Source organism: Aromatoleum petrolei, from assembly GCF_017894385.1.
GTDB lineage: Bacteria > Pseudomonadota > Gammaproteobacteria > Burkholderiales > Rhodocyclaceae > Aromatoleum > Aromatoleum petrolei.
This window is the reverse complement of the sequence record NZ_CP059560.1, coordinates 2713895-2735374: the sequence shown is the minus strand read 5'-3', so window position 1 is coordinate 2735374 and position 21480 is coordinate 2713895. Positions and strand designations below refer to the sequence as shown.

Sequence of the window (21480 nt, the reverse complement as noted above, 5' to 3'; positions counted from 1 at the left end):
AGGTGAGTAGATAAGGGAAATCAAGGGACGATCAACAAATTTTAATTACTCTCAAGTTAATAAAACAACTTCTCGGTTGATTGAAGCTACCGTTCGGCAGGCCTATCTTGCCATCACGAAGTCCAACTTGACGGAGTGAACATGCAAGCCAGTGCTCAACTCGACCCGCGGTGGAGCCGCAGGCGGCGCGAGAAACAGCGCCGCCTCGAGCAGGTTCGCGCCCTTGCCGACGGCGTCGTCCTGTATCAGGACCGCCTCGTCGAGGCGCTCGAGCGGCTCATCGCCCCGGGCGACCGCGTCGTGCTCGAAGGCAACAACCAGAAGCAGGCCGACTTCCTCTCGCGTTCCCTCGCGCGCACGGACCCCGCGGTGCTCCACGACCTGCACCTGATCATGCCGAGCGTGAGCCGGCCCGAGCATCTCGATCTGTTCGAACGCGGCATCGCCCGCAAGCTCGACTTCGCCTACGCGGGGACGCAGAGCCTGCGCATCTCGCAGTTCCTCGCCGACGGCCGGCTCGAGGTCGGCGCGATCCACACCTACATCGAGCTCTATGCCCGCCTGTTCGTCGACCTGATCCCCAACGTGGTGCTGGTTGCCGCCTATGCGGCCGACCGTCAGGGCAATCTGTACACGGGCCCCAGCACGGAAGACACCCCCGCGCTGGTCGAGGCCGCCGCCTTCAGCGACGGCATCGTCATCGCGCAGGTGAATGAGATCGTCGACGATCCCGGCGAGCTGCCGCGCGTGGATGTGCCGGCCTCGTGGATCGACTTCGTCGTCCAGGCGGACAGGCCCTTCTTCATCGAGCCCCTCTTCACGCGCGACCCCCGCCTCATCTCGCCAATGCACATCCTGATGGCGATGATGGCGATCCGCGGCGTGTATGAGCGGCACCAGGTGCAGTCGCTCAATCACGGGATCGGCTTCAACACCGCCGCGATCGAGCTGATCCTGCCGACCTACGGCGAGAAGCTCGGCCTCAAGGGCAAGATCTGCCGCAACTGGACGCTCAACCCGCACCCGACGCTGATTCCCGCGATCGAGAGCGGCTGGGTGGAAAGCATGCACTGCTTCGGCGGCGAACTGGGGATGGAGAAGTATGTCGCGGCGCGGCCCGACGTCTTCTTCACCGGCCGCGACGGTTCCATGCGCTCGAACCGCGCCCTCTGCCAGCTTGCCGGGCAGTACGCGGTCGACCTCTTCATCGGCTCGACGCTGCAGATGGACGGCCTGGGCAATTCCTCCACCGTCACGCACGGCCGCCTGACGGGCTTCGGCGGGGCGCCGAACATGGGCCACGACCCGCGCGGACGCCGCCATCCGACCCCGGCGTGGCTGGATCTCGTCGAGACCGACGACCCGCTGGCACGCGGCCGGAAGCTCGTCGTGCAACTGGTCGAGACCTTCCAGGCCGGCGGCAAACCGACCATCGTCGAATCGCTCGACGCCGTGGATGTCGCCCGCGACACCGGCATGCCGCTCGCGCCGGTGATGATCTACGGCGACGACGTCACGCACGTGCTGACCGAGGAAGGCATCGCCTACCTGTACAAGGCGCGTTCGCTGGAGGAGCGCAAGGCCATGCTCGCCGCGGTCTCCGGCGTGACGCCGATCGGCCTGACGCACGACCCGCGCACGACGCAGCAGCTGCGCCGCGACGGGCTGATCGCGCTGCCCGAGGACCTCGGCGTGCAGCGCGGCGAGGCGACGCGATCGCTGCTGGCCGCCAAGAGCGTGGCGGACCTCGTCACCTGGTCGGGCGGCCTGTACAACCCGCCCGCGAAGTTCAGGAGCTGGTGATGGGCTCGACATCGGAACTGACTGCGCGGCCCTTCGCGGCGGTCGCGACGCCGGCCCGCCCGCACGCGACACGGCTGGCGGACCATGCCGTCGCCGCCCTGATCGACGAAGTCACCCTCAGCCCCAAGCCCGGACTCGTCGATTTCCGCGGGCGCGGCGCGCACCGCGACCTCAGCTGGCCCTTGATGTGCCATTCCGCACGGACCCTGCATCCGGCGTTCGCGGCGATGGCGGCGGCGGGCGAGGCGGAAGGCGAGTTGCAGGCGCTGCGCGAGCGCATCGGGGCGATCGGCCGCGACGGCGAGGCGGCAATGCTGCGCGCCACAGGCGGGATCAACACGCATCGCGGCGCGATCTGGGCCCTGGGCCTGCTCGTCACGGCGGTCGCGCAGATGCCCGGCCGCGGCGATGCGGGGCTCGTTGCCGCACGCGCCGCGGCGCTGGCGCGCCTGCCCGACCGCTTCGCGCCCGCCGCCACCGGTCACAAGGGGGAGCGTGCCTGCCGCGCCTACGGCGTCGGCGGCGCCAGGGCGCAGGCCCAGGCCGGTTTCCCGCACGTGACGCGCGCGGCCTTGCCGACCTTGCGCGCGTCGCGCGAGCGCGGGGATCCCGAGGACGCCGCGCGACTCAATGCGCTGCTCGCGGTGATGGCCGAACTCGACGACACCTGCGTCCTGTCGCGCGGCGGGCCGACGGCCCTCGCGGCAGTCCAGGACGGCGCCGCCGGAGTGCTGGCCGCCGGCGGCGCGGGCCGTGCGGCGGGGCGACGCGCCCTGCGGGCACTGGAAAAACACCTGCTTGCGCTCGACGTCTCACCGGGGGGCGCGGCCGATCTGCTCGCGGCGACGCTCTTTCTCGACCGCGTCGAAGCGCAAGCGACAGCCTGATCAGGAGGAACACGAATGGAAAGGATCACTCTCGCATACGCCGCCGGCACCCCCGCACGCGGCCGGGCCGCGGTCGGTGTCGTCGCCTCGGGCGATCTGGAGGTGCTGCTCGAACCGGGCACGCACGGTCGCACCGAGGTCGCGGTGACGACCTCGGTGAAGGGGATGGGGCGCACTTGGGCGGCCGTGCTGGAACGCGTGCTCGGCGCCCGCGAGCTGCCTGCCTCGCGGATCGAGATCAACGATTTTGGCGCCACACCGGGCGTCGTGCGGATGCGCATCGAGCAGGCCTTCGAGGAACTCGACGCCATCGACGGCAAGTGAGGACGAGATGAATACCGAAGCATTGCTGAAACGCCGCAGCTTTATCGAGATGAATGCCCGGACGCGGGCGCGGGACCTGCTCGACGCGGGCTCGATGCGCGAGCTGATCGGGCCCTTCGACCGTGTCGCCTCGCCCTGGCTCGCGCAGCAGGGGGTCGTGACGCAGGCCGATGACGGCGTCGTCGTGGCGAAGGGACGCATCGACGGCGAGCCCGCCGTGGTGCTCGCCATCGAGGGCGGATTCCAGGGCGGCAGCATGGGCGAGGTCGGCGGCGCGAAGATCGCCGGCGCACTCGAGCTGGCCGCCGAGGACAACCGCCGGGGCGTGCCGACGCGCGCGGTGATCGTGTTCGAGACCGGCGGCGTCCGCCTGCAGGAGGCCAACCTCGGGCTCGCGGCGATCGCCGAGATCCACGCGGCAATCGTCGACCTGCGCCGCTATCGGCCCGTCGTCGGCATCACGGCCGGCACCGTCGGCTGCTTCGGCGGGATGTCGATCGCCGCGGGCCTGTGCAGCAGGCTGATCGTCACGCAGGAGGCCCGACTCGGCCTCAACGGCCCGGCCGTCATCGAGCAGGAGGCGGGCATCGCGGAATACGACTCGCGCGACCGCCCCTTCATCTGGAGCATCACCGGCGGCGAACAACGCTATCGCTCGCGACTCGCCGACGCCTTCGTCGAGGACGACGCCGACGCGATCCGGGCCGAAGTTCGCGCCGCGCTGCACGCCGGGGTGCCGCCCCGGCATCGCAGCGACCGGCACGAGGAATTCCTCGCCTGCCTCGCGGCCGTGGATCCTGCCCGACAAGCCCGGCCGGAAGACGTCCGCGCCATTTACGAGAGAGGACTCTGACCATGGAACAGGGCAAGGAGCCCGGTCGCGGGGCAGCATGGCTGGCCGCGTTGACCAATAATGGAAAGGCACTGGACGGCTACGCCGCGAGCGTGCGCGTGGTCGACGCGGCGCTGGCGGGCGAGCCCGCGCGCTACATCGCCGTCGTGCGCGACGCCGCCAATCCCTTCCCGCGGGTGCGCAATGGCGAGGTCGGGCTGGTGGAGGCGTGGATGATTGCGCGCGCGGTGCGCGAGGTGATCGCCGCCGACGCCGCCAAGGCCTGCAAGCGGCCGATCGTCGCGGTGATCGACGTCGCGAGCCAGGCCTACGGCCGGCGCGAGGAGGCCTACGGGATCCACCAGGCGCTGGCGGGGGCCGCCGCAGCCTACGCCGACGCACGGCTCGCCGGACATCCGGTCATCGGCCTCATCGTCGGCAAGGCGATGTCGGGGGCGCTGCTCGCGCACGGTTACCAGGCGAACCGGCTGATCGCGCTCGACGATCCGGCGGTCATGGTGCACGCCATGGGCAAGGCCGCCGCGGCGCGCGTGACGCTGCGCTCGGTCGAGGAGCTGGACGCGTTGGCGGCGACGATTCCGCCGATGGCCTACGACATCGGCAGCTTCGCGCAGCTCGGCCTGCTGTGGCGCCTGCTGCGGGTGGAGCACCCGGACGCGCCCAGCGCGCGCGACCTGGACCGCGTGGACAGCTGCCTCGCCGAGGCGCTCGCGGATATCCGGGCGGATACGCAGAGGGACTTGTCGGGACGGCTGAAGCAGCCGGCACGGCAGCTATCGCAACAGGTGCGCGACCGATTGCGCACCCCATGGAGGGAGGACTGACCGGGGGAGCATCGCAGGACCATGCTGCGGGACGGCCGAACGGAGGAGACAACCCGGACGCCTGCCCGAGCCGCACACAAACCACACAAGCGCTGCACGCAGCAGCGCACGCACCACAAGGAGATCCACCATGACCATCTACGGAACGGGACTGCTGGCCGCCTGCGTGCTCGCCGGCCTGATCGTCGGCGACTTCCTCGGCGCAGCCATCGGCGTGAAGGCGAACGTCGGCGGCGTCGGCTTCGCGATGCTGTTGCTGATCTTTTCGTCGGAGTACCTGCGCAAGCACAACCTGCTGCCGCAGCCGACCAAGGAGGGCGTTCAGTTCTGGAGCGCCATCTACATTCCGGTCGTCGTCGCGATGGCCGCCCAGCAGAACGTCGTCGCCGCGCTGAAGGGCGGACCGGCGGCCGTGCTCGCCGGCGTGCTCGCCGTCGTCGTGTGCTTCGCGCTGATTCCGCTCGTCGAGCGCATCGGCAAGGAAGACGCGTCTTCCTTTCGGACCCAGGTCGTAACGGAGTAAGCCGCCATGGAAAAGCTCATTGTCGATGTCCTCGTCAAGAACGGCCTGCTCACCGGCTTTGCCGTCGTCGCGCTGACCATGATGGTGTCGTACTGGCTGTCGGCGAAGTTCACCCGCGGCCGCCTGCACGGGTCGGCCATCGCGATCATGCTCGGCCTCGGCCTCGCCTATGTCAGCGGCGTGCTCACCGGCGGCCAGAAGGGCGTCGCCGACGTGCCCATGCTTGCCGGCGTGGGCTTCATGGGCGGCGCCATGATCCGGGATTTCGCGATCACGGCCACCGCCTTCGGCGTCCATCTCTCCGAGATCCGGAAGGCGGGGCTCAGTGGCATCGTGTCCCTCTTCGCCGGCGTCGTGCTGTCCTTCGTGGTGGGTGCGGCGGTGGCGGCGGCCTTCGGCTATGACGATGCAGTCAGCATGGCGACGATCGGCGCCGGGGCCGTGACCTACATCGTCGGCCCGGTCACCGGCGCCGCGATCGGCGCGAGTTCCGACGTGATGGCGCTGAGCATCGCCGCCGGTCTGGTGAAGTCGATTCTCGTGATGGTCGGGACCCCGTTCTTCGCCCGCAGCATCCATCTCGACAATCCCCGCACCGCCATGGTGTTCGGCGGCATGATGGGCACGACCAGCGGTGTCTGCGGCGCGCTCGCCGCGATCGATCCGAAGCTGGTGCCCTACGGTGCGATGACCTCGACCTTCTACACCGGGCTGGGCTGCCTGATGGGACCGTCGGTGCTGTTCCTCGCCACCCAGGCGCTGGTCGGCTGACGGCGGCACGCGCGATGAACACCGCGTTCCGCCCCCACGACCTGCTGTGGCTGCGCGACCCTGGCGCATTGCGGGGACCGCTGCCGGGGTGGGTGCGTGCCGCGTGGCCGGTCGTCGTGCGGCGCGCCGAGGCCGCACAGCCGGGCCTCGTCGCCGTGGGCCTGCGCGGCAGCTCGCGTGCCGAACGGCATGCGAGCTGGGTCGCCCGCGACGCCGTCCTGCGCGCGCTCTCCCCGGAAACACTGGCGCAGGGCGTGCGCGCAGGCGGCGAACGGCCGGCCCATCCCGTGCTCGACACGCTGCACCGGCTCGTGCCGCCGCTGGACGAGATCGGCCTCGCCTGGGGGCCGGCCGGCAGCACGGCGTTCGCGCTGGCGACCGGCGCAGCGATCCTGCATGCGAACAGTGATCTCGATCTCGTGCTGCGCGCCGCCGTCGCGCCATCGGCGCTGCAGCGCCGACGCCTGCAAGCCCTGCAGGGCGGCGTCGCCTGCCGGCTCGACATCCAGATCGAAACCGGCGCGGGCGCTTTCGCGCTCAACGAGTGGCTCGCCGGACGTGGACGAGTTCTGCTGAAGACCGACCGCGGGCCGGTGCTGGTGGCCGATCCGTGGGCATACCGCAATGAACGGGGGGAGGCCGCATGAGCACTGCCTTCCTCTTTCCCGGGCAGGGATCACAGCGTCCGGGGATGCTGCATGCCCTGCCTGCGGACGAGCAAGTCGCCGCGGCCCTCGCCGAGGCGGCCGAGGTGTTGCACCTCGACCCGCTCGGCCTCGACAGCGCCGAGGCACTGGCCTCGACCGTCGCGGTCCAGTTGAGCCTGCTGATCGCCGGCGTCGCAACGGCCCGCAGCCTGATCGCCCGCGGCGCGCGCCCGGACCTGGTGGCCGGCATGTCCATCGGCGCCTTCCCGGCCGCCGTCGTCGCCGGTGCGCTGGACTATTGCGACGCGCTGCGACTCGTCGCCCTGCGCGCTCGCCTCATGGAAGACAGCTTCCCTCGCGGCTACGGGATGACGGCCATCGTCGGGCTGGACGTCCGCCGGTGCGCGCAGCTCGTCGCGCGCGTCCATGCGCCGGCCAGCCCCGTGTACGTCGCCAACCGCAACGCGGAGCGCCAGATGGTCGTCGCCGGCGCCGAGGCGGCGATGGAGGACGTCGCCCGGCTTGCGCTCGAGCACGGCGCCACGCGAACCGAGCGGCTCGCCGTCAGTGTGCCCTCACACTGCGAACTGCTCCGCCCCGCCGCCGACACGATGCGCGAGGCGCTCGCAGCGGTGCGTCTGCGCCCGACGCGGATCGACTACCTCAGCGCCAGTTCGGCGCGGACGATCATCCACCCCGCACCACTGGCCGAAGACCTCGCGAGCAATATGGCCTGCCCGGTGAACTGGTACGACACCGCCCGGCTCGCGTGGGAACGCGGCGCGCGACTGAGCGTCGAGATGCCGAGCGGCAACGTGCTGTCGGGCCTGACGCAGGAAGTGTTCGCCGAGGGCGTCTGCGTGTGCAGTCAGGACACGCCGGTCGACACGATCGTCGCCCTGGTCGACCGCGAGCATCGCGCCGGATCCTGCGGCGGCTGATCAGGACGAAAAACCCCCGGCGCCGCGGGTTGCCGCACCGGGGGAAAGCACGCGCGGGGCACGCGTGAAGAGGAGAGGGTGTGCGCGCTCAGAACTTGTGGCGGATGCCTGCCATCACGACGCGCGGATCGTCGCCGGCATCCGGCGTGAGGTTGCCGAGCGCGTAGTTGGCGTCGTCCTTGTTGCTGAGCTGCGAGTACGCCGCATACAGGGTCGTGCGCTTGGAGAGGTCGTGCATGTAGTACGCCGACCAGCCGTGCGCATCCTCGGCGGCCGCATCGTTGCGCTCGTCGCGTTTCGCGTAGGAGAGCGCGATGGTGTCGGTGCCGGTGACGCGGATCTCCGCGCCGATGTCGAAGGTGCGCGCCTTGCCGCTGCCGACCGAGCCGCTCTCCTTGTCCTGCGTATAGGCGAGGTAGGGTTTGACGACGCCGAAGTCGTAGGCCAGACCGCCGCCGCTGGTGCGCACGCGCCCGCCGGTCGCATCGCGATATACGCTCTGCGTGACGAGCGAGGCTGACAGCGGACCGTTCTTGTACAGCGCCGTGATGCCATGGCCGTTGCCTTCCTTCATCGCGTCGCCACTGCCGGTTTTCTCCCCCAGCCAGTAGCCGAGGTCGAATTCCAGACCGGCGAAGCTCGGCGAGCGGTACTTCACCATGTTGTCGAAGCGCGTCTCGTAGGCCGGCTTGATGCCGCCCGCCTTGCGGCTGAGCAGGCCGGGGCTGCGGTCGGCCGAGCCCGTGGCGTCGAAGGGGTCGATCGCGACGAAGGCCGGCGAGTACTGGCGGCCCAGGGTCAGCCGGCCCCAGGTCGCGCTCTCCAGGCCGACGAAGGACTGGCGCCCGAACAGCCTCCCGCCCTGCTCCGCGGTACCGGTCGAGGGATCGAAACCGCTCTCCAGCGTGAAGATGGCCTTCAGGTCACCGCCCAGGGATTCGCTGCCCCGGAATCCCAGGCGCGAGCCGTTCAGCTCGCCGTGATCCACGCCGACGTGCTTCTTGTCGCCGGCCGATTCGCGCGCGAGGTTGAGGTCCAACAGCCCGTAGATCGTGACGTTGGCAGGCGCGGATTGCGCCAGCGCGGCGAACGGCATGGCGACGGCCGCCGCGATCGCCGCGGCGATGATGTTCTTGTGCATTGTGCTCCTCCGGTTCGGGAATCTTCCGATCCTCGGCCACCCCCTGGCGGCCGGGTGGAGGCATTCAACGCAAATTCGCTTTCAGTCTGCTTTCTGTCGCCGTGCGCGCCTCAGGACGGCGTGGTGCAGGACGAGATCCCGGCGAGGATCGGCGCGCGTCCTGCCCGACTGCCGGACCCGGCGTCCCCCCGGTGGCGCAACAGCCAGGCCTCCACCTCGGCGGCCGGCAGCGGCCGCGCAAACAGGAAGCCCTGCAGGCGGTCGCAGCCGAGGTCGGCGAGAAAGGCTCGCTGAGCCGGCGTCTCGACGCCCTCGGCGACCACCGCGAGGCCCAGCTGGCGCGCAAGCGTCACCACCGCGGTCGCAACCGCGGCATCGGTGCCGGAAGCCGGCAGGTGCTGCACGAAGCTGCGGTCGAGCTTGAGAACGTCGATCGGCAGCGTGCGCAGCATCCCGAGCGAGGAATGCCCGGTGCCGAAATCATCCATCGCCACCTCCAGGCCATGCTCGCGCAGGCGCTGCAGCATGCGCACCGCCCCGGCCGGATCCTGCATCGCCGTCGACTCCGTGATTTCCAGTTCGATCCACGCGCTCGGCACTTCGGCCTCGGCAAGGATGCGGGTGACTCGTTCGACGAGATCCGGGGCATGAAACTGGCGCGCCGACAGGTTCACCGCCACGCGCGGCACCGCGACGCCCCTGCGCCGCCAGTCGGCGATTTGGCGCGCCGCTTCGCGCAGTGCCCATTCCCCCAGTTCGGCGATGATGCCCGCCTCCTCGGCCACCGGGATGAACTCCAGCGGCGACACCAGGCCGCGCTCCGGATGGCGCCAGCGCAACAGCGCTTCCGCTCCCACCAAGGCCCCATCGTCCCCGCGCAGCTGCGGCTGGTAGAAGAGTTCGAGCTGGCCGCGCGCGGCCGCACGCCGCAGGTCGGCCTCGAAGCTCAGGCGCAGGCGCGCGCGCCGGTTCATCGCTTCGTCGTAGAAGCGGAAGGTGTTGCGCCCGGCCGCCTTGGCGGCGTACATCGCCGCGTCGGCGTTGCGCAACAGCGTCTCGGCATCCCGCCCGTCGTCGGGGCACAGGGCGATGCCCAGGCTGGCGGCGACATCCACGTCGCGCCCGGCGGCGCTGACCGGGCGCGACAGCGCCTGCAGCACGCGCTCGGCGACTGCCGCGGCATCGCCCGATTCACCCGCCCCCTCGATCAGGATCACGAACTCGTCGCCCGCCAGGCGCACGAGCGTGTCGCCCCCGCGACACACGCCGGCAATGCGGCGCGCAACCTCGACCAGCACCGCGTCCCCCGCTCCGTGCCCGAGGCTGTCGTTGATCACCTTGAAGCGGTCGAGGTCGACAAAGCACAGCGCGAAACCCTGGCCGCGGTTGGCCCCGGCGAGAACCTGTCCGAGGCGCTGGTCGAAGTAGGCACGATTGGGCAGGCCGGTGAGCCGGTCGTGGTGGGCGAGGAAGGCCAGCTGCGCCTCCGCCTCCTTGCGCTCCGTGACATCGTTCAGGATGCCGACGTAATGCGAGATGACGCCCCCGTCGCCGCGCACCGGCGCGAGGAAGAGCTCGATCCACTGCGGCGAGCCGTCCGGCCGCGTGCGCGACAGCGTGGTGTAGCCGTCCCGCCCGGCCGCGATCGCGTCGCGGATCACCGCGAAACCGTCGTCGTCGCCGGTGCACAGGCACGGCTGCCCCAGCACCGCTTCGCGCGGGCTGCCGAGGATGTTCGAGAAGGCCGCATTGACATAGCTCAGACGGCATTCCGGCGGCGTCGCATCGGCGATGAAGATGCCATTGACGCTGGACTCGATCGCGCGGTCGCGCAGGGCGATGGCACGCGTGTCGGCGTGGATGTACGTGTCCAGCGTCAGCCCGAGGTCCAGCATCACGACCTTCAGCAGCGCGTCGAACGCCGGCTGGAAGGATTCGAACTCGCCGCCGGTCGCATCCCAGGTCGCACGCAGCATGTCCGACAGGTACTTGCGAAAGGCGCCGACGTACCACTTCGGCGTCAGGCCGATGCGCGCATGGGTCATCCCCACCCGCAGGCGGCCGGCGACGTAGGCTTCGCCGTAGTCGCCGGCGACGAGGCTGTCGAAATAGCGCCCGTGCGCAGCCTTCAGTCGCGCCACCGTCGCATCGTCGGGCAGCAGCGCGGCCAGCTCCGGCAGGCGGCGCAGGTACTCGTAGAAGCCGTCGGCGAAGCCGTGGTGCGCGGCCGCCAGTTTGTCGCGCATCGCGCGCAGGCGTTGCGCGTCGGCCTCCTCCAACTCCAGGAAGGCCCGCCGCGCTGCAATTTCCGCCGCATCGATGCCCATTTCGGCGGCAATCCCGCCCAGTTCCGCGGCGGAGGCTGCGAAGGGATCCCGATGTCCCGGCATCACGCGCTCCGCGCGGCACCGGACTGGAGGAGGCGCTCCATGCCCGCCATCACCGTCAGGTTCGCCTCTTCCATGCGCGTGAGCGCCTGCAGCGCGCCCGGCAGGTCTCCCGCACGGTAACGCTCGACCGCCTGGCGCGCATGGTCGTGCACGGCCCGGTGCGGCATCTCCATCTCGCGGAAGCCCGCCAGACGCGAGAATTCCGCCCGCCCCTCGCCCTCGTAGTACCAGCGCCCGAGGCGGCACTGCGTTTCGTCCGGCAACTGGGCCGGCTGCAGGTCGGAACGGCCCAGCAGCACCTTGTACACCTCGAGCTTCAGGGTCAGCTCCTCGATGTTGGCAAGCTCGGCGTTGGCCAGGCGCGACGACGACGCAATCGTCGCCTGCATGTGCTGGGACAGCCCCATCAGCCGCTGCATGCTCTGCATCGCGGCTTCGCTCTCGGCGCCGTGACTCACCGCGTTGCCCGCCCCCGTCTCCATCAGCGCACGCGCCTCGGCCGTCTCCCGCTGGATCGCCGCGACCAGCGTGCCGATCTCCGTCGTCGCGGTCGCCGTGCGCTCGGCCAGCTTGCGCACTTCGTCCGCAACGACCGCGAAGCCGCGCCCCGCTTCACCCGCACGCGCCGCCTCGATTGCCGCGTTCAGCGCAAGCAGATTGGTCTGGTCGGCAATCTCGCGGATCACCGTGACGATGCCGCCGATCTCGCTGGCACGCCGCGACAGGCCCGTCACGCTTTCCCCGGCGGCAGTGATGCGCTCGCCCATCGAATGCAGGCTGTCCGCGATCTTCTCGAACGCCGCACGGTTGGCGTCCGACTCGGCGGAGGCCATACGCGCGGTTGCGGCATCCTCGTTCAACTGCTCCGACAGGCCGGAAAACGACTGGCGAATTCCCGCCAGGGATTCGCCGAAACGCGGGATGTTGGCGACCACGCCGTCCAGCAGCGCTTGGCGATCACGCAGCCCCAGTCGTTCGGCCTCACCGTTGTCGAGCTGCGCCGCCAGCTGGTTACGCTCATTCTCGAGCGCCGCAATGCGCTCGCGCAATCGCTCGTTTTCCGTCAGCGCAGCCGCCAACGCCTGCCTTGTTTTCGCACCGAACACAGTCACCCCCTGTGGCGCCAGAATTTAATGTTGAGTATTTTAGTCGGAATTGAGCGCAGCCCCTTGACTGCGCTCAAGTCGGACCGTGCCCCGTTCAGCGCCGCCAGAACACCGGCGTCATCACCACCAGCAGCGTGAAGATCTCCAGGCGGCCGAGGATCATCGTGAAGGCCAGCACCCAGGTCTGAAAGTCCGTCAGTCCCTGATAGTTCGACGACGGTCCGAGCGCACCGAGGGCCGGGCCGGTGTTGTTGAGGCACGCCACCACGCCCGAGAATGCGCTGATGATGTCCAGCCCGGTCGCGGTGAGCAGCAGCGTCAGTGACACGATGGTCACCATGTACATGAAGCTGAAGCCCAGCACCGCGTGGAGGATGTCGTCCGACACCGGCTGGCTGCGGATGCGCACCGGATGCACCGCCTGCGGGTGCAGCGAACGCACGATCTCGCGGAACACCTGCTTGTACAGGATCATCGCGCGCATCATCTTGATGCCGCCACCGGCCGAACCGGAGCACGCGATGAAACTGCCGAGGAACAGCACCCAGATCTGCGCGAACATCGGCCACAGCGTGTAGTCGTAGGTCGCCAGCCCGAGCGAGGTCGAGATCGAGACGACATGGAAGGCTACATAGCGCAACGTGCTGAGCAGATCCTCGTGCGCGTCGAACTGCATGAGGTACGCGGTGAGCACGACGATGCTCAGCGCCAGCGTCGCGAAATAGAAGGGCAGCTCGGGGTCGACGAGGTAGGGCCTGACGCTGCGGCGTGCGAAGGCGAGGTAATGCGTCGCGAAGTTGAGACCGGAGAGCAGCGCGAACAGGATCACGATCATGTCCACCGGCACGCTGTCGAAATACCCGAGCGACGTATCCTTGCTCGAAAACCCGCCCAGGCCGACGACGCTGAAGGTGTGGATGATCGCCTCCCAACCTTCCAGCCCGGCCAGCCACAGGCTCACCGCGCAGGCCACCGTGAGCAGGCAATAGGTCAGCCACAGCCCCTTGGCGGTCTCGGCGATGCGCGGCGTCAGGCTCTGCTCCTTCATCGGCGTCGGCACCTCGACCTTCATCAGCTGCCGCCCGCCGATGCCCAGCAGCGGCAGGATCGCCACCACCAGCACGATGACGCCCATGCCGCCGATCCAGTGCATGAAGGTGCGCCACAGATTGATCGATATCGGCAGGTGCTCCAGCCCCACCAGCACCGTCCCGCCCGTTGCGGTGAGGCCGGACACGGCCTCGAAGTAGGCGTCGGTCACCGACAGGTCGGGGATGAAGTCGAGCAGCGGCAGCGCACCGAATACCGGCATCACGACCCAGGTCAGCGCCACCAGCAGGAAACCGTCGCGCGTATGCAGGTCGCGCTTCCTGCCGCGCGTCGGCAGCCACATCAGCAGCCCGGCGGCCAGCGTGATGAGCACCGCGTGGTCGAACGCGATCGTCGCGCCGTCGCCGATGAACCACGACACCACGAGCGGAAAGAGCATCAGCACGGCGAACAGCATCACGATCAGCCCCAGTGCGTTGAGCACCGGGTGGGAATCCGCGCGCCACCTCATAGGAAGCCGAAGCCCACCTGGAACAGCTTCTCGACCTGGCGCACGAGCTTCTTGTGCGTGCAGAACACGATCACGTGGTCGCCGCTGTCGACCACCGTGTCATGGTGCGGCATCACCACTAGGCGGCGCGCGACCTTGCCGTCGGGCCGCAACTCATCGCGCACGATCGCGCCGATGGTCGCGCCCTTGGGCAGCGCGATCTCCGCGATCGTGCGGCCGACCACCTTGGAATCCTTGCGCGTGCCATGCGCGATGATCTCCAGCGCCTCCGCCGCGCCGCGGCGCAGGCTGTGCACCGCCACCACGTCGCCCTGGCGCACGTGCTGCAGCAGCGAGCCGATCGAGGTCTGGGCGGGCGAGATGGCGATGTCGATCGGCCCCCCCTGCACCAGATCGACGTAGCTCTTCCGGTTGATCAACGCCAGCGTGCGGTGCGCCCCCATGCGCTTGGCGAGCGACGCGGACATGATGTTGTCCTCGTCGTCGTTGGTCAGCGCGAGGAACATGTCCGCCTCGTCGATGCCCTCGTTCTCGAGCAGCTTCTCGTCCGTCGAGTCGCCGCGCAACACCAGCGCCCGATGCAGCTGGCTCGCGAGGACATCGGCGCGGCGGCGATCGACCTCGATCACCTTGACGTTGTGATCGTCCTCGATGGCGCGCGCCAGTCGCAGCCCGATGTTGCCCCCGCCGGCGATGATGATGCGGCGGATCGGCCGGTCCTCGCGCCGGATCTCGCGCATCACCTGGCGGATGTGCACCGTCGAGGCGAGGCAGAAGACCTCGTCGCCGGGCAGGATCATCGTGTCGCCTTCGGGGATGATCGCCTCGCCGTCGCCGCGGTAGATCGCCGCGATGCGCACCTCGACGTTGGGCATGTGGTAGCGCAGCGCCTTCAGCGGGTGTCCCACCAGCGGCCCGCCCTCGAACGCGCGCACGCAGATCAGGCTCAGCACCCCGCCGGCGAATTCCATCACCTGCAGCGCCTCGGGGAAGGCCACCAGGCGCTTGATGTAGTCGGTCACGACCTGCTCCGGGCAGATCGAAAAATCGACCGCGAAGTTGTCGTCGTCGAGCAGTTCGGGGTGGTCGACGAAGTCGCTCGAGCGCAGTCGCGCGACGCGCGTGGGCAGGTTGAACAAGGTCTTCGCGACACGACACGCGCACAGGTTGGTCTGGTCGGACTGCGTCACCGCGATCAGCAGGTCGGCGTCGTCCGCGCCGGCCTCGCGCAGCACCGACGGCGAGGCGGCATTGCCGATCACCGTGCGCAATTCGAGGCGGTTGCGCAGCACCTCGAGCTGCTCGGCACTGGTGTCGATCAGCGTGATGTCGTTGGCCTCGGAGACGAGGTTCTCCGCCACCGACGCGCCGACCTGGCCCGCGCCCAGGATGATGATCTTCACCGGTGAGTCGCCCCGAACATTAAGGAAGCCCGATTCTACGCGAGCTGCCGACCCGCGCAGTGCGACTGTTGCACGGCCGCCTCAGTCCCTCAGGCTTCCTCGCTGCGCCGACTGCCGTGCAGCCCGAGCTGCTTGAGCTTGCGGTACAGGTGGGTGCGCTCGAGCCCGCTCTTCTCCGCCAGGCGCGTCATGTTGTTGCCCTCGAGGCGCAGGTGGTGCTCGAAGTACAGGCGCTCGAAGGCCTCGCGCGCCTCGCGCAGCGGCTGGTCAAGCGATACCGCAACCGCCCCCTCGCTGGCCGGGATCAGCAGCCTGCGCACATCCGTGAGCGCGATTTCCTCGTCCAGCGTCCCGAGCGCCAGCGACTTCACCGCCGCGCGCAGTTCCGCATAGCCGCCCGGCCAGGGCTGGGCGCGCAGCGCATTGAGCGCCGCGGTCGAGAAGTGGCGACGCGGCACCTCGCCGGCCTCCACGAGGTGCAGCAGCAACTGCGCCGCGATCTCCGGCAGGTCGTCGCGCACGTCCGCGAGCGAGGGCGGCGCGAGGCTCACCTCGAACAGACGCACCGCCAGCGCCTCCTCCCAGCCCTCGCGCACCAGCGACTCCAATGTGTGGTCGGTCGCCACCACCAGGCGCAGGTCGTAACGTTCCAGCCGCTCGAGCGCAAAAGCGAGGTTCTTCTGCTGCGTGCGCGACAGGCGCGCCAGCTCGCCGACGAACAGTACCCCGCCCTGGCCGGCCTGCAACTGGTTCACGTCCAGCGCGGCCGACACTGTGGCCAGGTCCAGCCACGGCGCCGCCTTCGGCTGCACGCTGCGCGCGGCAAGCTCCGCGATGCTGCCCGGCCCCACGCGCAGCAGCAGTACGCGCGAATTGACCACCACCTGCTGCACCAGGCGCTGCAGTTCGCGCAGCGGTGCCGAGCGGGTGAAGGCGGCGAGCGTCAGCGGCGCCGGCGCGCCGGGCGCGGCCGGGCGCTGCAGCCCGCGCTTCACCGCCGACAGCAGCTTCTGCAGGCCGATCGGCTTCTCCAGGTAGTCGATCGCGCCGATGCGCGTCGCCTCGACGGCGGTGTCTATCGTGCCATGTCCCGACATCATCACCACCGGCATGTTGAGCTGGCCGTTGGCCGACCACTCCTTCAGCAGCGTTATGCCATCGGTATCCGGCATCCAGATGTCCAGCAGCACGAGATCGGGGCGCCGCGCATTGCGCACCGCGCGTGCGGCGGCAGCGTTCTCCGCCAGGACCACGTCGTGGCCTTCATCGCGCAGGATCTCCGACAGCAGTTCGCGGATCCCGACTTCGTCGTCAACAATAAGTATGTTTGCCATCTGTCACTATCACATTTCCGCGGAGGCGAGGCGCAGGCGGATGCGCACCTCGGCACCGCCCGCTTCGCCGTTCAGCAGGCGAACCTCGCCACCATGTTCGTCGATGATCTTCTTGACCATCGCCAGACCCAGGCCCGTCCCGCGGCTCTTGGTCGTGAAATAGGGCTCGAAAGCGCGCGTCAGCACGGCCGCCGGAAAGCCCGGCCCGTTGTCGCGCAGGTGGAGCACCACGCGATCGCCTTCGAGGCGCGTCGTCAGCGTGACGACGCCGTTGTCCTGGTCGGCCAGCGCATCCTCGGCATTCTGCAGCAGGTTGTGGATCACCTGCCGCATCTGGCTGGCGTCGCCCGCCACCGGCGGCAGGTTGCGCCCCAGTTCGGCGCGGATCATCACCGGCGAGCTTTCGTACAGGTTCAGGACCTCGCCGACGAGCGCGTTGAGGTCGAGGCTGCCGAGCACCGGACTGGGGAGCTTCGCATAATCCCGGAAATCGTTCACCATGTTTTTCATCGCCTCGACCTGGTTCACGATCGTGCGGGTGCCCCGTTCGAGCACTTCGCGGCCGTCATCGTCGAGCCGGTCGGCGAGCTTGTACGCGAGCCGCTCCGCCGAGAGCTGAATCGGCGTGAGTGGATTCTTGATCTCGTGCGCGAGCCGGCGCGCCACCTCCGCCCACGCCGCGGTGCGCTGCGCCGCGATCAGGCGCGAGATGTCGTCGAACACCACCACCAGGCCGCCGCCCGAAGCCTGCGGCAGGCGCGCACCGTGGATCAGCAGGGTCTGCGTCCCGCCCTCCTGGGACACCAGCTCCAGCTCCTCGTGCCAGTCGCCCGCGTTGTCGGCGAAGCCCCGCACGAGCGCGTCGCGGAAGCCGTGATGCTTCGGCCACTGCGCCAGCGTGAGCTCCTCGTAGCCCTCCAGCTCGTCCTGCAGGATCGCCATCGCGCCGGCGTTGGCCGCGCGCAGCCTGCCGTCGACGGCGAAGGCCAGCACCCCGGTGGACAGGTTCGCCAGCACGCTCTCGAGATAGGCACGCGACGATTCGACCGCGGCCCGGTTGCGCTCGGCGAGGTCGCGCGCCTCCACGAGCTGACGCGTCATGCGGTTGAACGACTGCGTCAGCACCCCCAGCTCATCGCGTGCCGGCAGCGCCTGGCGCGGGCTGAAGTCACCCTGCGCGACCGCCTGCGTGCCCTCGGCAAGAATCAGCAGCGGGGCCGCCAGCCGGCGCGACAACACAAAGGCCACCGCGACCGCGGCGAGCAGCGCGACCAGCAGGGTCAGCGTCAGCGTCAGCGTGTAGATGCGGTTCAGGCCGGTGCGCCCGAGCGTGAGCTGCTGGTACTCGCGATAGGCCTCCTGCACCGCCTCGGCGTTGCGCACGAAGCTTTCCGGCACGGCCTGCATGAGCTGCAGGTAATGCGTGTCCATGTTCAGCGTGCGCGACGGGATCGGCACCACGACGCGGATCGTCAGGCCCTCGCCCGCGCGGCTGTCCACGACGTGGTAGCGTTGGGTTTGGCGCGCCTCGCGCAGCTGGGCGGCGCTGGGCAGTTCGGGAATCAGTCCGCCGAGTCCGTCCGACACGGTCGCCACCACCTGCCCGGAGGGTCCGATCAAGGTCGCGCTACCTACCCCGGCCTGCTCGCGCAGGCGGTTGAGTAGGGTCGGTGGCACGGGGTCGATGCCTTCGAGATCCAGCGCCATTTCGCGCGCCTTGTCGCTGACCTGGCTGGTCAGGTAGTCGAGCGCGTTCTGCCCCAGCGCGATGCCGCCCTCCAGCGCCGCATCCACGCGCACGTCGAACCACGACTCGATGCTGCGCACCACGAACTGCAGCGACACGGCATAGACCACCACGCCGGGCACCAGCGCCATCAGCGCGAACATCAGCATCAGGCGGTACTTCAGGCGCGAACCGAACTGGCGTGTGCGGTACTCGCGCCACAGGCGACGCAGCTGGAAGGCGACGAGGCCGAGCAAGGCGACGACGATCGCACCGTTGATCGCCAGCAGGTAGGGATAGCCCGCCGCGAAGAGATCCGTGTTCGAGGTCGCCGACGCGAGCAGGAAGAGCGAGATGCCGGCGATCGCCGCGACGACGACGAGGAGCGCACGCTTCATGGAGTACCGCCTGCCTGGAAAGTCCAATGCTGCCATTCGGTGCCGATGTTCCAGTCACGGCTGCCGATCGCTGTCACCTGGAAGGGCTTGGGCAGCAGGCTGGTGTCGAGCTGGAAGCGCAGCGCCGCGCGATAGATCGTTCCGGGCTTCAGTTCGCCCGCAGGCAGGATCAGCCAGTTGCGGATGCGCTGCATGGTGCGCACAGCAGACTCGAGCGTCTCGAAACTCTGATGGAAGTTGCCGACCGACAGACGATAGCTGCGGGCGATGGCGTTGTAGGTAAGGCGAAAATTCAGCGTGCGCTCGGCGACGACCTCGTCGAGCCAGTACCAACGGTCGCGCTCGACCACGAACTGCGCACTGAAATACAGCGACACCCCGCGATTGACCGCATCCACGAGGCGCGGATTCAGCTCGAGGTCGATATCGGCATTGACGACGTAGCCCTCGTCACCTACCACGATCTCGGCGAGATCGATGCGCCCCTCGGCCAGGGCCGCGAGCGGCACCAGCAGACACAGGGCGGCGGCGGCGAGCGCGCGCCTCATCCCTTCAAGCGCGCTTGGCGAGCAAGGCATAGTAGAAGCCATCGTGATCCGCGTCGGGGAGGAGCTGAGACTCCGGCCGGCCGTCGATATCGATGCGCAGGGCATCCGGGTGGCGGGCGCAGAAACGCGCGACCTGGCGCGTGTTCTCCTCGTCGAACACCGAACAGGTCACGTAAAGCAGCTTGCCGCCGGGCATCAGCGTCGGCCACAGCGCGTCGAGGATCTCCGCCTGCTGCGCGGCGAAACGTCCGATGTCGTCGGCGCGACGCAGCCACTTGATGTCCGGATGACGGCGCGCGACCCCTGAGGCCGAGCATGGGACGTCGGCGAGAATGCGGTCGAAGGGACGACCGTCCCACCATTTGGCGACGGCGCGGCAATCCACGGTGCGCACCTCGCCCGTGAGGCCGAGGCGGGCGAAATTGTCGGCGATGCGGCGGCTGCGCACCGGATCCAGTTCCAGCGACAGCAGCTCGACCGCCGCGGTCTCGAGGATGTGCGCGGACTTCCCGCCCGGCGCGGCGCAGGCATCCAGCACCCGCTGGCCCGGAACGAGGTCGAGCCAGCGCGCCGCCCACTGCGCCCCGCCGTCCTGCACCGATACACGGCCTTCGGCAAAACCCGGTAGCGCCGCGACGGCGACCGGCTTGGCGAGCACTAGCGCGTCGTTCGCCAGACGGCGGCAGGCGAAGCCGAGCTCTTCCAGCTCGCGCGCGTAGGCATCGACGCCGCCGCGCAGGCGATTGATGCGCAGGCCCATCGGCGGACGTTCGTTGCCGGCCGCGAGCGCCGCCTCCCAGTCCTGCGGAAACGACGCGCGCAGGCGCTCCACCCACCACGGCGGATGACGGTAATACGCCGCCTGGTCGGCGCCGAGCTCCGCATCTAGCTCGGCGGCGTTGCGCTGGCGATTGCGCAGCACCGCGTTAACCACCCCCTTCAAGGGTGCCATCATCGCCGCTGCGGCCTCCACCGCCTGATTGACGACGGTGTGCGCCTGCTCCGGACGGGTTTCGAGGCGGTGCAGCGCGACCAGCAGCAGGGCATGAATCGCCTCGGGCAAGGGCTTGTGCAATAGGCAGCGCAAGACCGCATCGCCGCGCCCATAGTCGCGCAGCGTACCCCACGCCAGGTCGCGCACGGCGCCGCGCGTCGCGTCGGACCAGTCCGCATGCCGCGCGAGCATCGCCTCAAACACCTCGGTCAGGTTGGCACCGCCCAACACCGCTTCCACCAACTCTGCCGCGCGACTGAAGCTGAATGCAAGGCTGTCGGCCGGCAGCGCGGATGCCGGTCGTTCAGGGCGCTGGGCACGGTTCGATCTTTGATTCTTCAAGACTCGGGGCTCACTCACGCAAACACTCAGGCGAGCAGTTCGCGCACAAAATTCGGCAGGGCGAATTGCCCGGCATGGATCTCGCCATTGTAATACCGCAGACCGGCAATCCCCCTGCGCGCGAGCTCCGCGTCGATCGCCGCAGGCGGACATGCTAGCGGATCGACGCGGTCGGACGCGCACGCAAGCCCCCACAACCCTCCGTACAACGGGATGAACATGAAGTACGGCCGCACAATTGCGAAGCTGCCGCGCAAGCGCTGCACGAGGGCGCGCACCTGCCCCGCCTGCAGCCAAGGGGCGCCGAGGTGCAGCGTCAGCGCGCCCTGCCCGTGCAGCAGCGCGCGGCAGTCGGCGAAGAAGGGCTCGCGGTAGAGGGCCGCCGCCGGCCCCCTCTCCGGCTCGGTAAGATCGAGCACGATCAGGTCGAAGGTCTCCCCGGCTGCGACCGCGGCCCGCACGTAGTCGAGACCGTTGCCGATATGCAGCTCCGTGCGCGGGTCGTCGAAAGCCCCCTGGTGGATCGCACCGAGATAGCGGCGCGACAGGGCGACCACGGTCTCGTCGAGCTCGACCACGACCACTCGCTCGATACCGGGATGGCGCAGCAGCTCGCGCGCCGATCCGCCATCGCCGCCGCCGACCACGAGCGCACGGCACGGTGCCGGATGGCTCAGCGCGGAGACATGAACAAGGTTCTCGTGGTAGACGAACTCGTCGCGCTCGGCACTCATCAGGCTGCCGTCGAGGCGGAACAGCGTGCCGAAGGTCGGGGTATCCCACACCTCGTATCGCTGATAGGGCGACTTGCCCTGCTCCAACAAGCGCGCGCCGCGGCAGAAGAAGCCGTAATGCGCGTCCAGCTCCTCGACCAACGCATCCGACACAAGGCGCGGTACTGCCGGGGTCTCGTCGTCTTTCATCGTCTCTCGCCTGACAAGTGTTTCACGTGGAACAGCAAGGT

General features: G+C 69.1%; 19 protein-coding genes. 9 read left to right on the top strand and 10 right to left on the bottom strand.

Annotated elements, in window-relative coordinates:
* The first annotated feature begins 141 nt into the window (after positions 1-141).
* The 9 genes from mdcA (at position 142) to mdcH (ending at position 7573) form a co-directional block, all read left to right on the top strand.
* Positions 142-1803: a malonate decarboxylase subunit alpha gene (mdcA, locus tag ToN1_RS12495; protein ID WP_169205373.1), complete on the top strand. Its 1662-nt coding sequence runs from the start codon at positions 142-144 to the stop codon at positions 1801-1803.
* Positions 1803-2690 carry a triphosphoribosyl-dephospho-CoA synthase gene (locus ToN1_RS12490; RefSeq protein ID WP_169205374.1) on the top strand — a complete coding sequence of 296 codons (888 nt, stop codon included), beginning with the start codon at positions 1803-1805 and terminating at the stop codon, positions 2688-2690. The genes mdcA and ToN1_RS12490 overlap by 1 nt, the downstream gene beginning before the upstream one ends.
* Before the next feature lie 15 nt (positions 2691-2705).
* Positions 2706-3014 carry a malonate decarboxylase subunit delta gene (locus tag ToN1_RS12485; protein ID WP_169205375.1) on the top strand — a complete coding sequence of 103 codons (309 nt, stop codon included), beginning with the start codon at positions 2706-2708 and terminating at the stop codon, positions 3012-3014.
* Positions 3015-3021: 7 nt separating this feature from the next.
* Entirely contained in the window at positions 3022-3867 is an 846-nt protein-coding gene (locus ToN1_RS12480) for a biotin-independent malonate decarboxylase subunit beta (protein ID WP_169205376.1), read from the top strand.
* A gap of 2 nt (positions 3868-3869) precedes the next feature.
* Positions 3870-4691 carry a biotin-independent malonate decarboxylase subunit gamma gene (gene mdcE / locus ToN1_RS12475; RefSeq protein ID WP_169205377.1) on the top strand — a complete coding sequence of 274 codons (822 nt, stop codon included), beginning with the start codon at positions 3870-3872 and terminating at the stop codon, positions 4689-4691.
* A gap of 130 nt (positions 4692-4821) precedes the next feature.
* A complete protein-coding gene (gene madL / locus ToN1_RS12470) occupies positions 4822-5214 on the top strand; it encodes a malonate transporter subunit MadL (RefSeq protein ID WP_169205378.1) in 393 nt (130 codons plus the stop codon).
* 6 nt (positions 5215-5220) lie between these two features.
* Positions 5221-5985, top strand: a complete 765-nt coding sequence (gene madM / locus ToN1_RS12465) for a malonate transporter subunit MadM (protein WP_169205379.1) — start codon at positions 5221-5223, stop codon at positions 5983-5985.
* Positions 5986-5999: 14 nt separating this feature from the next.
* Positions 6000-6632, top strand: coding sequence for a malonate decarboxylase holo-ACP synthase (locus ToN1_RS12460; RefSeq protein ID WP_169205380.1), 633 nt, complete (start codon positions 6000-6002; stop codon positions 6630-6632).
* On the top strand, positions 6629-7573 hold the full coding sequence (gene mdcH / locus ToN1_RS12455) for a malonate decarboxylase subunit epsilon (RefSeq protein WP_169205381.1): 945 nt from the start codon (positions 6629-6631) through the stop codon (positions 7571-7573). The genes ToN1_RS12460 and mdcH overlap by 4 nt, the downstream gene beginning before the upstream one ends.
* An 88-nt stretch (positions 7574-7661) precedes the next feature.
* Here mdcH and ToN1_RS12450 read toward each other — a convergent pair whose 3' ends face one another.
* From ToN1_RS12450 to speE, 10 genes are all read right to left on the bottom strand, one after another.
* The gene (locus tag ToN1_RS12450; protein WP_169205382.1) at positions 7662-8714 is read right to left on the bottom strand and encodes a porin; all 1053 of its coding nucleotides are present in this window, start codon (positions 8712-8714) and stop codon (positions 7662-7664) included.
* Positions 8715-8824: 110 nt separating this feature from the next.
* Positions 8825-11104 (bottom strand): putative bifunctional diguanylate cyclase/phosphodiesterase, encoded by a 2280-nt coding sequence (locus ToN1_RS12445; RefSeq protein ID WP_244860753.1) that lies wholly within the window; start codon positions 11102-11104, stop codon positions 8825-8827.
* Positions 11104-12153: a methyl-accepting chemotaxis protein gene (locus tag ToN1_RS24900; RefSeq protein WP_280516635.1), complete on the bottom strand. Its 1050-nt coding sequence runs from the start codon at positions 12151-12153 to the stop codon at positions 11104-11106. The genes ToN1_RS12445 and ToN1_RS24900 overlap by 1 nt, the downstream gene beginning before the upstream one ends.
* A 151-nt stretch (positions 12154-12304) precedes the next feature.
* Positions 12305-13771, bottom strand: coding sequence for a TrkH family potassium uptake protein (locus ToN1_RS12435; RefSeq protein ID WP_169205384.1), 1467 nt, complete (start codon positions 13769-13771; stop codon positions 12305-12307).
* Entirely contained in the window at positions 13768-15174 is a 1407-nt protein-coding gene (trkA, locus tag ToN1_RS12430; RefSeq protein WP_169205385.1) for a Trk system potassium transporter TrkA, read from the bottom strand. The genes ToN1_RS12435 and trkA overlap by 4 nt, the downstream gene beginning before the upstream one ends.
* 89 nt (positions 15175-15263) lie before the next feature.
* The gene (locus tag ToN1_RS12425) at positions 15264-16508 is read right to left on the bottom strand and encodes a sigma-54-dependent transcriptional regulator (protein ID WP_169205386.1); all 1245 of its coding nucleotides are present in this window, start codon (positions 16506-16508) and stop codon (positions 15264-15266) included.
* A gap of 9 nt (positions 16509-16517) precedes the next feature.
* Positions 16518-18632: a sensor histidine kinase gene (locus ToN1_RS12420; protein ID WP_169205387.1), complete on the bottom strand. Its 2115-nt coding sequence runs from the start codon at positions 18630-18632 to the stop codon at positions 16518-16520.
* Positions 18629-19180 (bottom strand): DUF4390 domain-containing protein, encoded by a 552-nt coding sequence (locus ToN1_RS12415; protein ID WP_210147799.1) that lies wholly within the window; start codon positions 19178-19180, stop codon positions 18629-18631. The genes ToN1_RS12420 and ToN1_RS12415 overlap by 4 nt, the downstream gene beginning before the upstream one ends.
* A gap of 4 nt (positions 19181-19184) precedes the next feature.
* A complete protein-coding gene (rsmB, locus tag ToN1_RS12410) occupies positions 19185-20516 on the bottom strand; it encodes a 16S rRNA (cytosine(967)-C(5))-methyltransferase RsmB (protein WP_244860752.1) in 1332 nt (443 codons plus the stop codon).
* A gap of 26 nt (positions 20517-20542) precedes the next feature.
* Complete coding sequence (speE, locus tag ToN1_RS12405; protein ID WP_169205389.1) at positions 20543-21439, bottom strand: polyamine aminopropyltransferase; 897 nt, start codon at positions 21437-21439, stop codon at positions 20543-20545.
* Between the last annotated feature and the right edge of the window lie 41 nt (positions 21440-21480).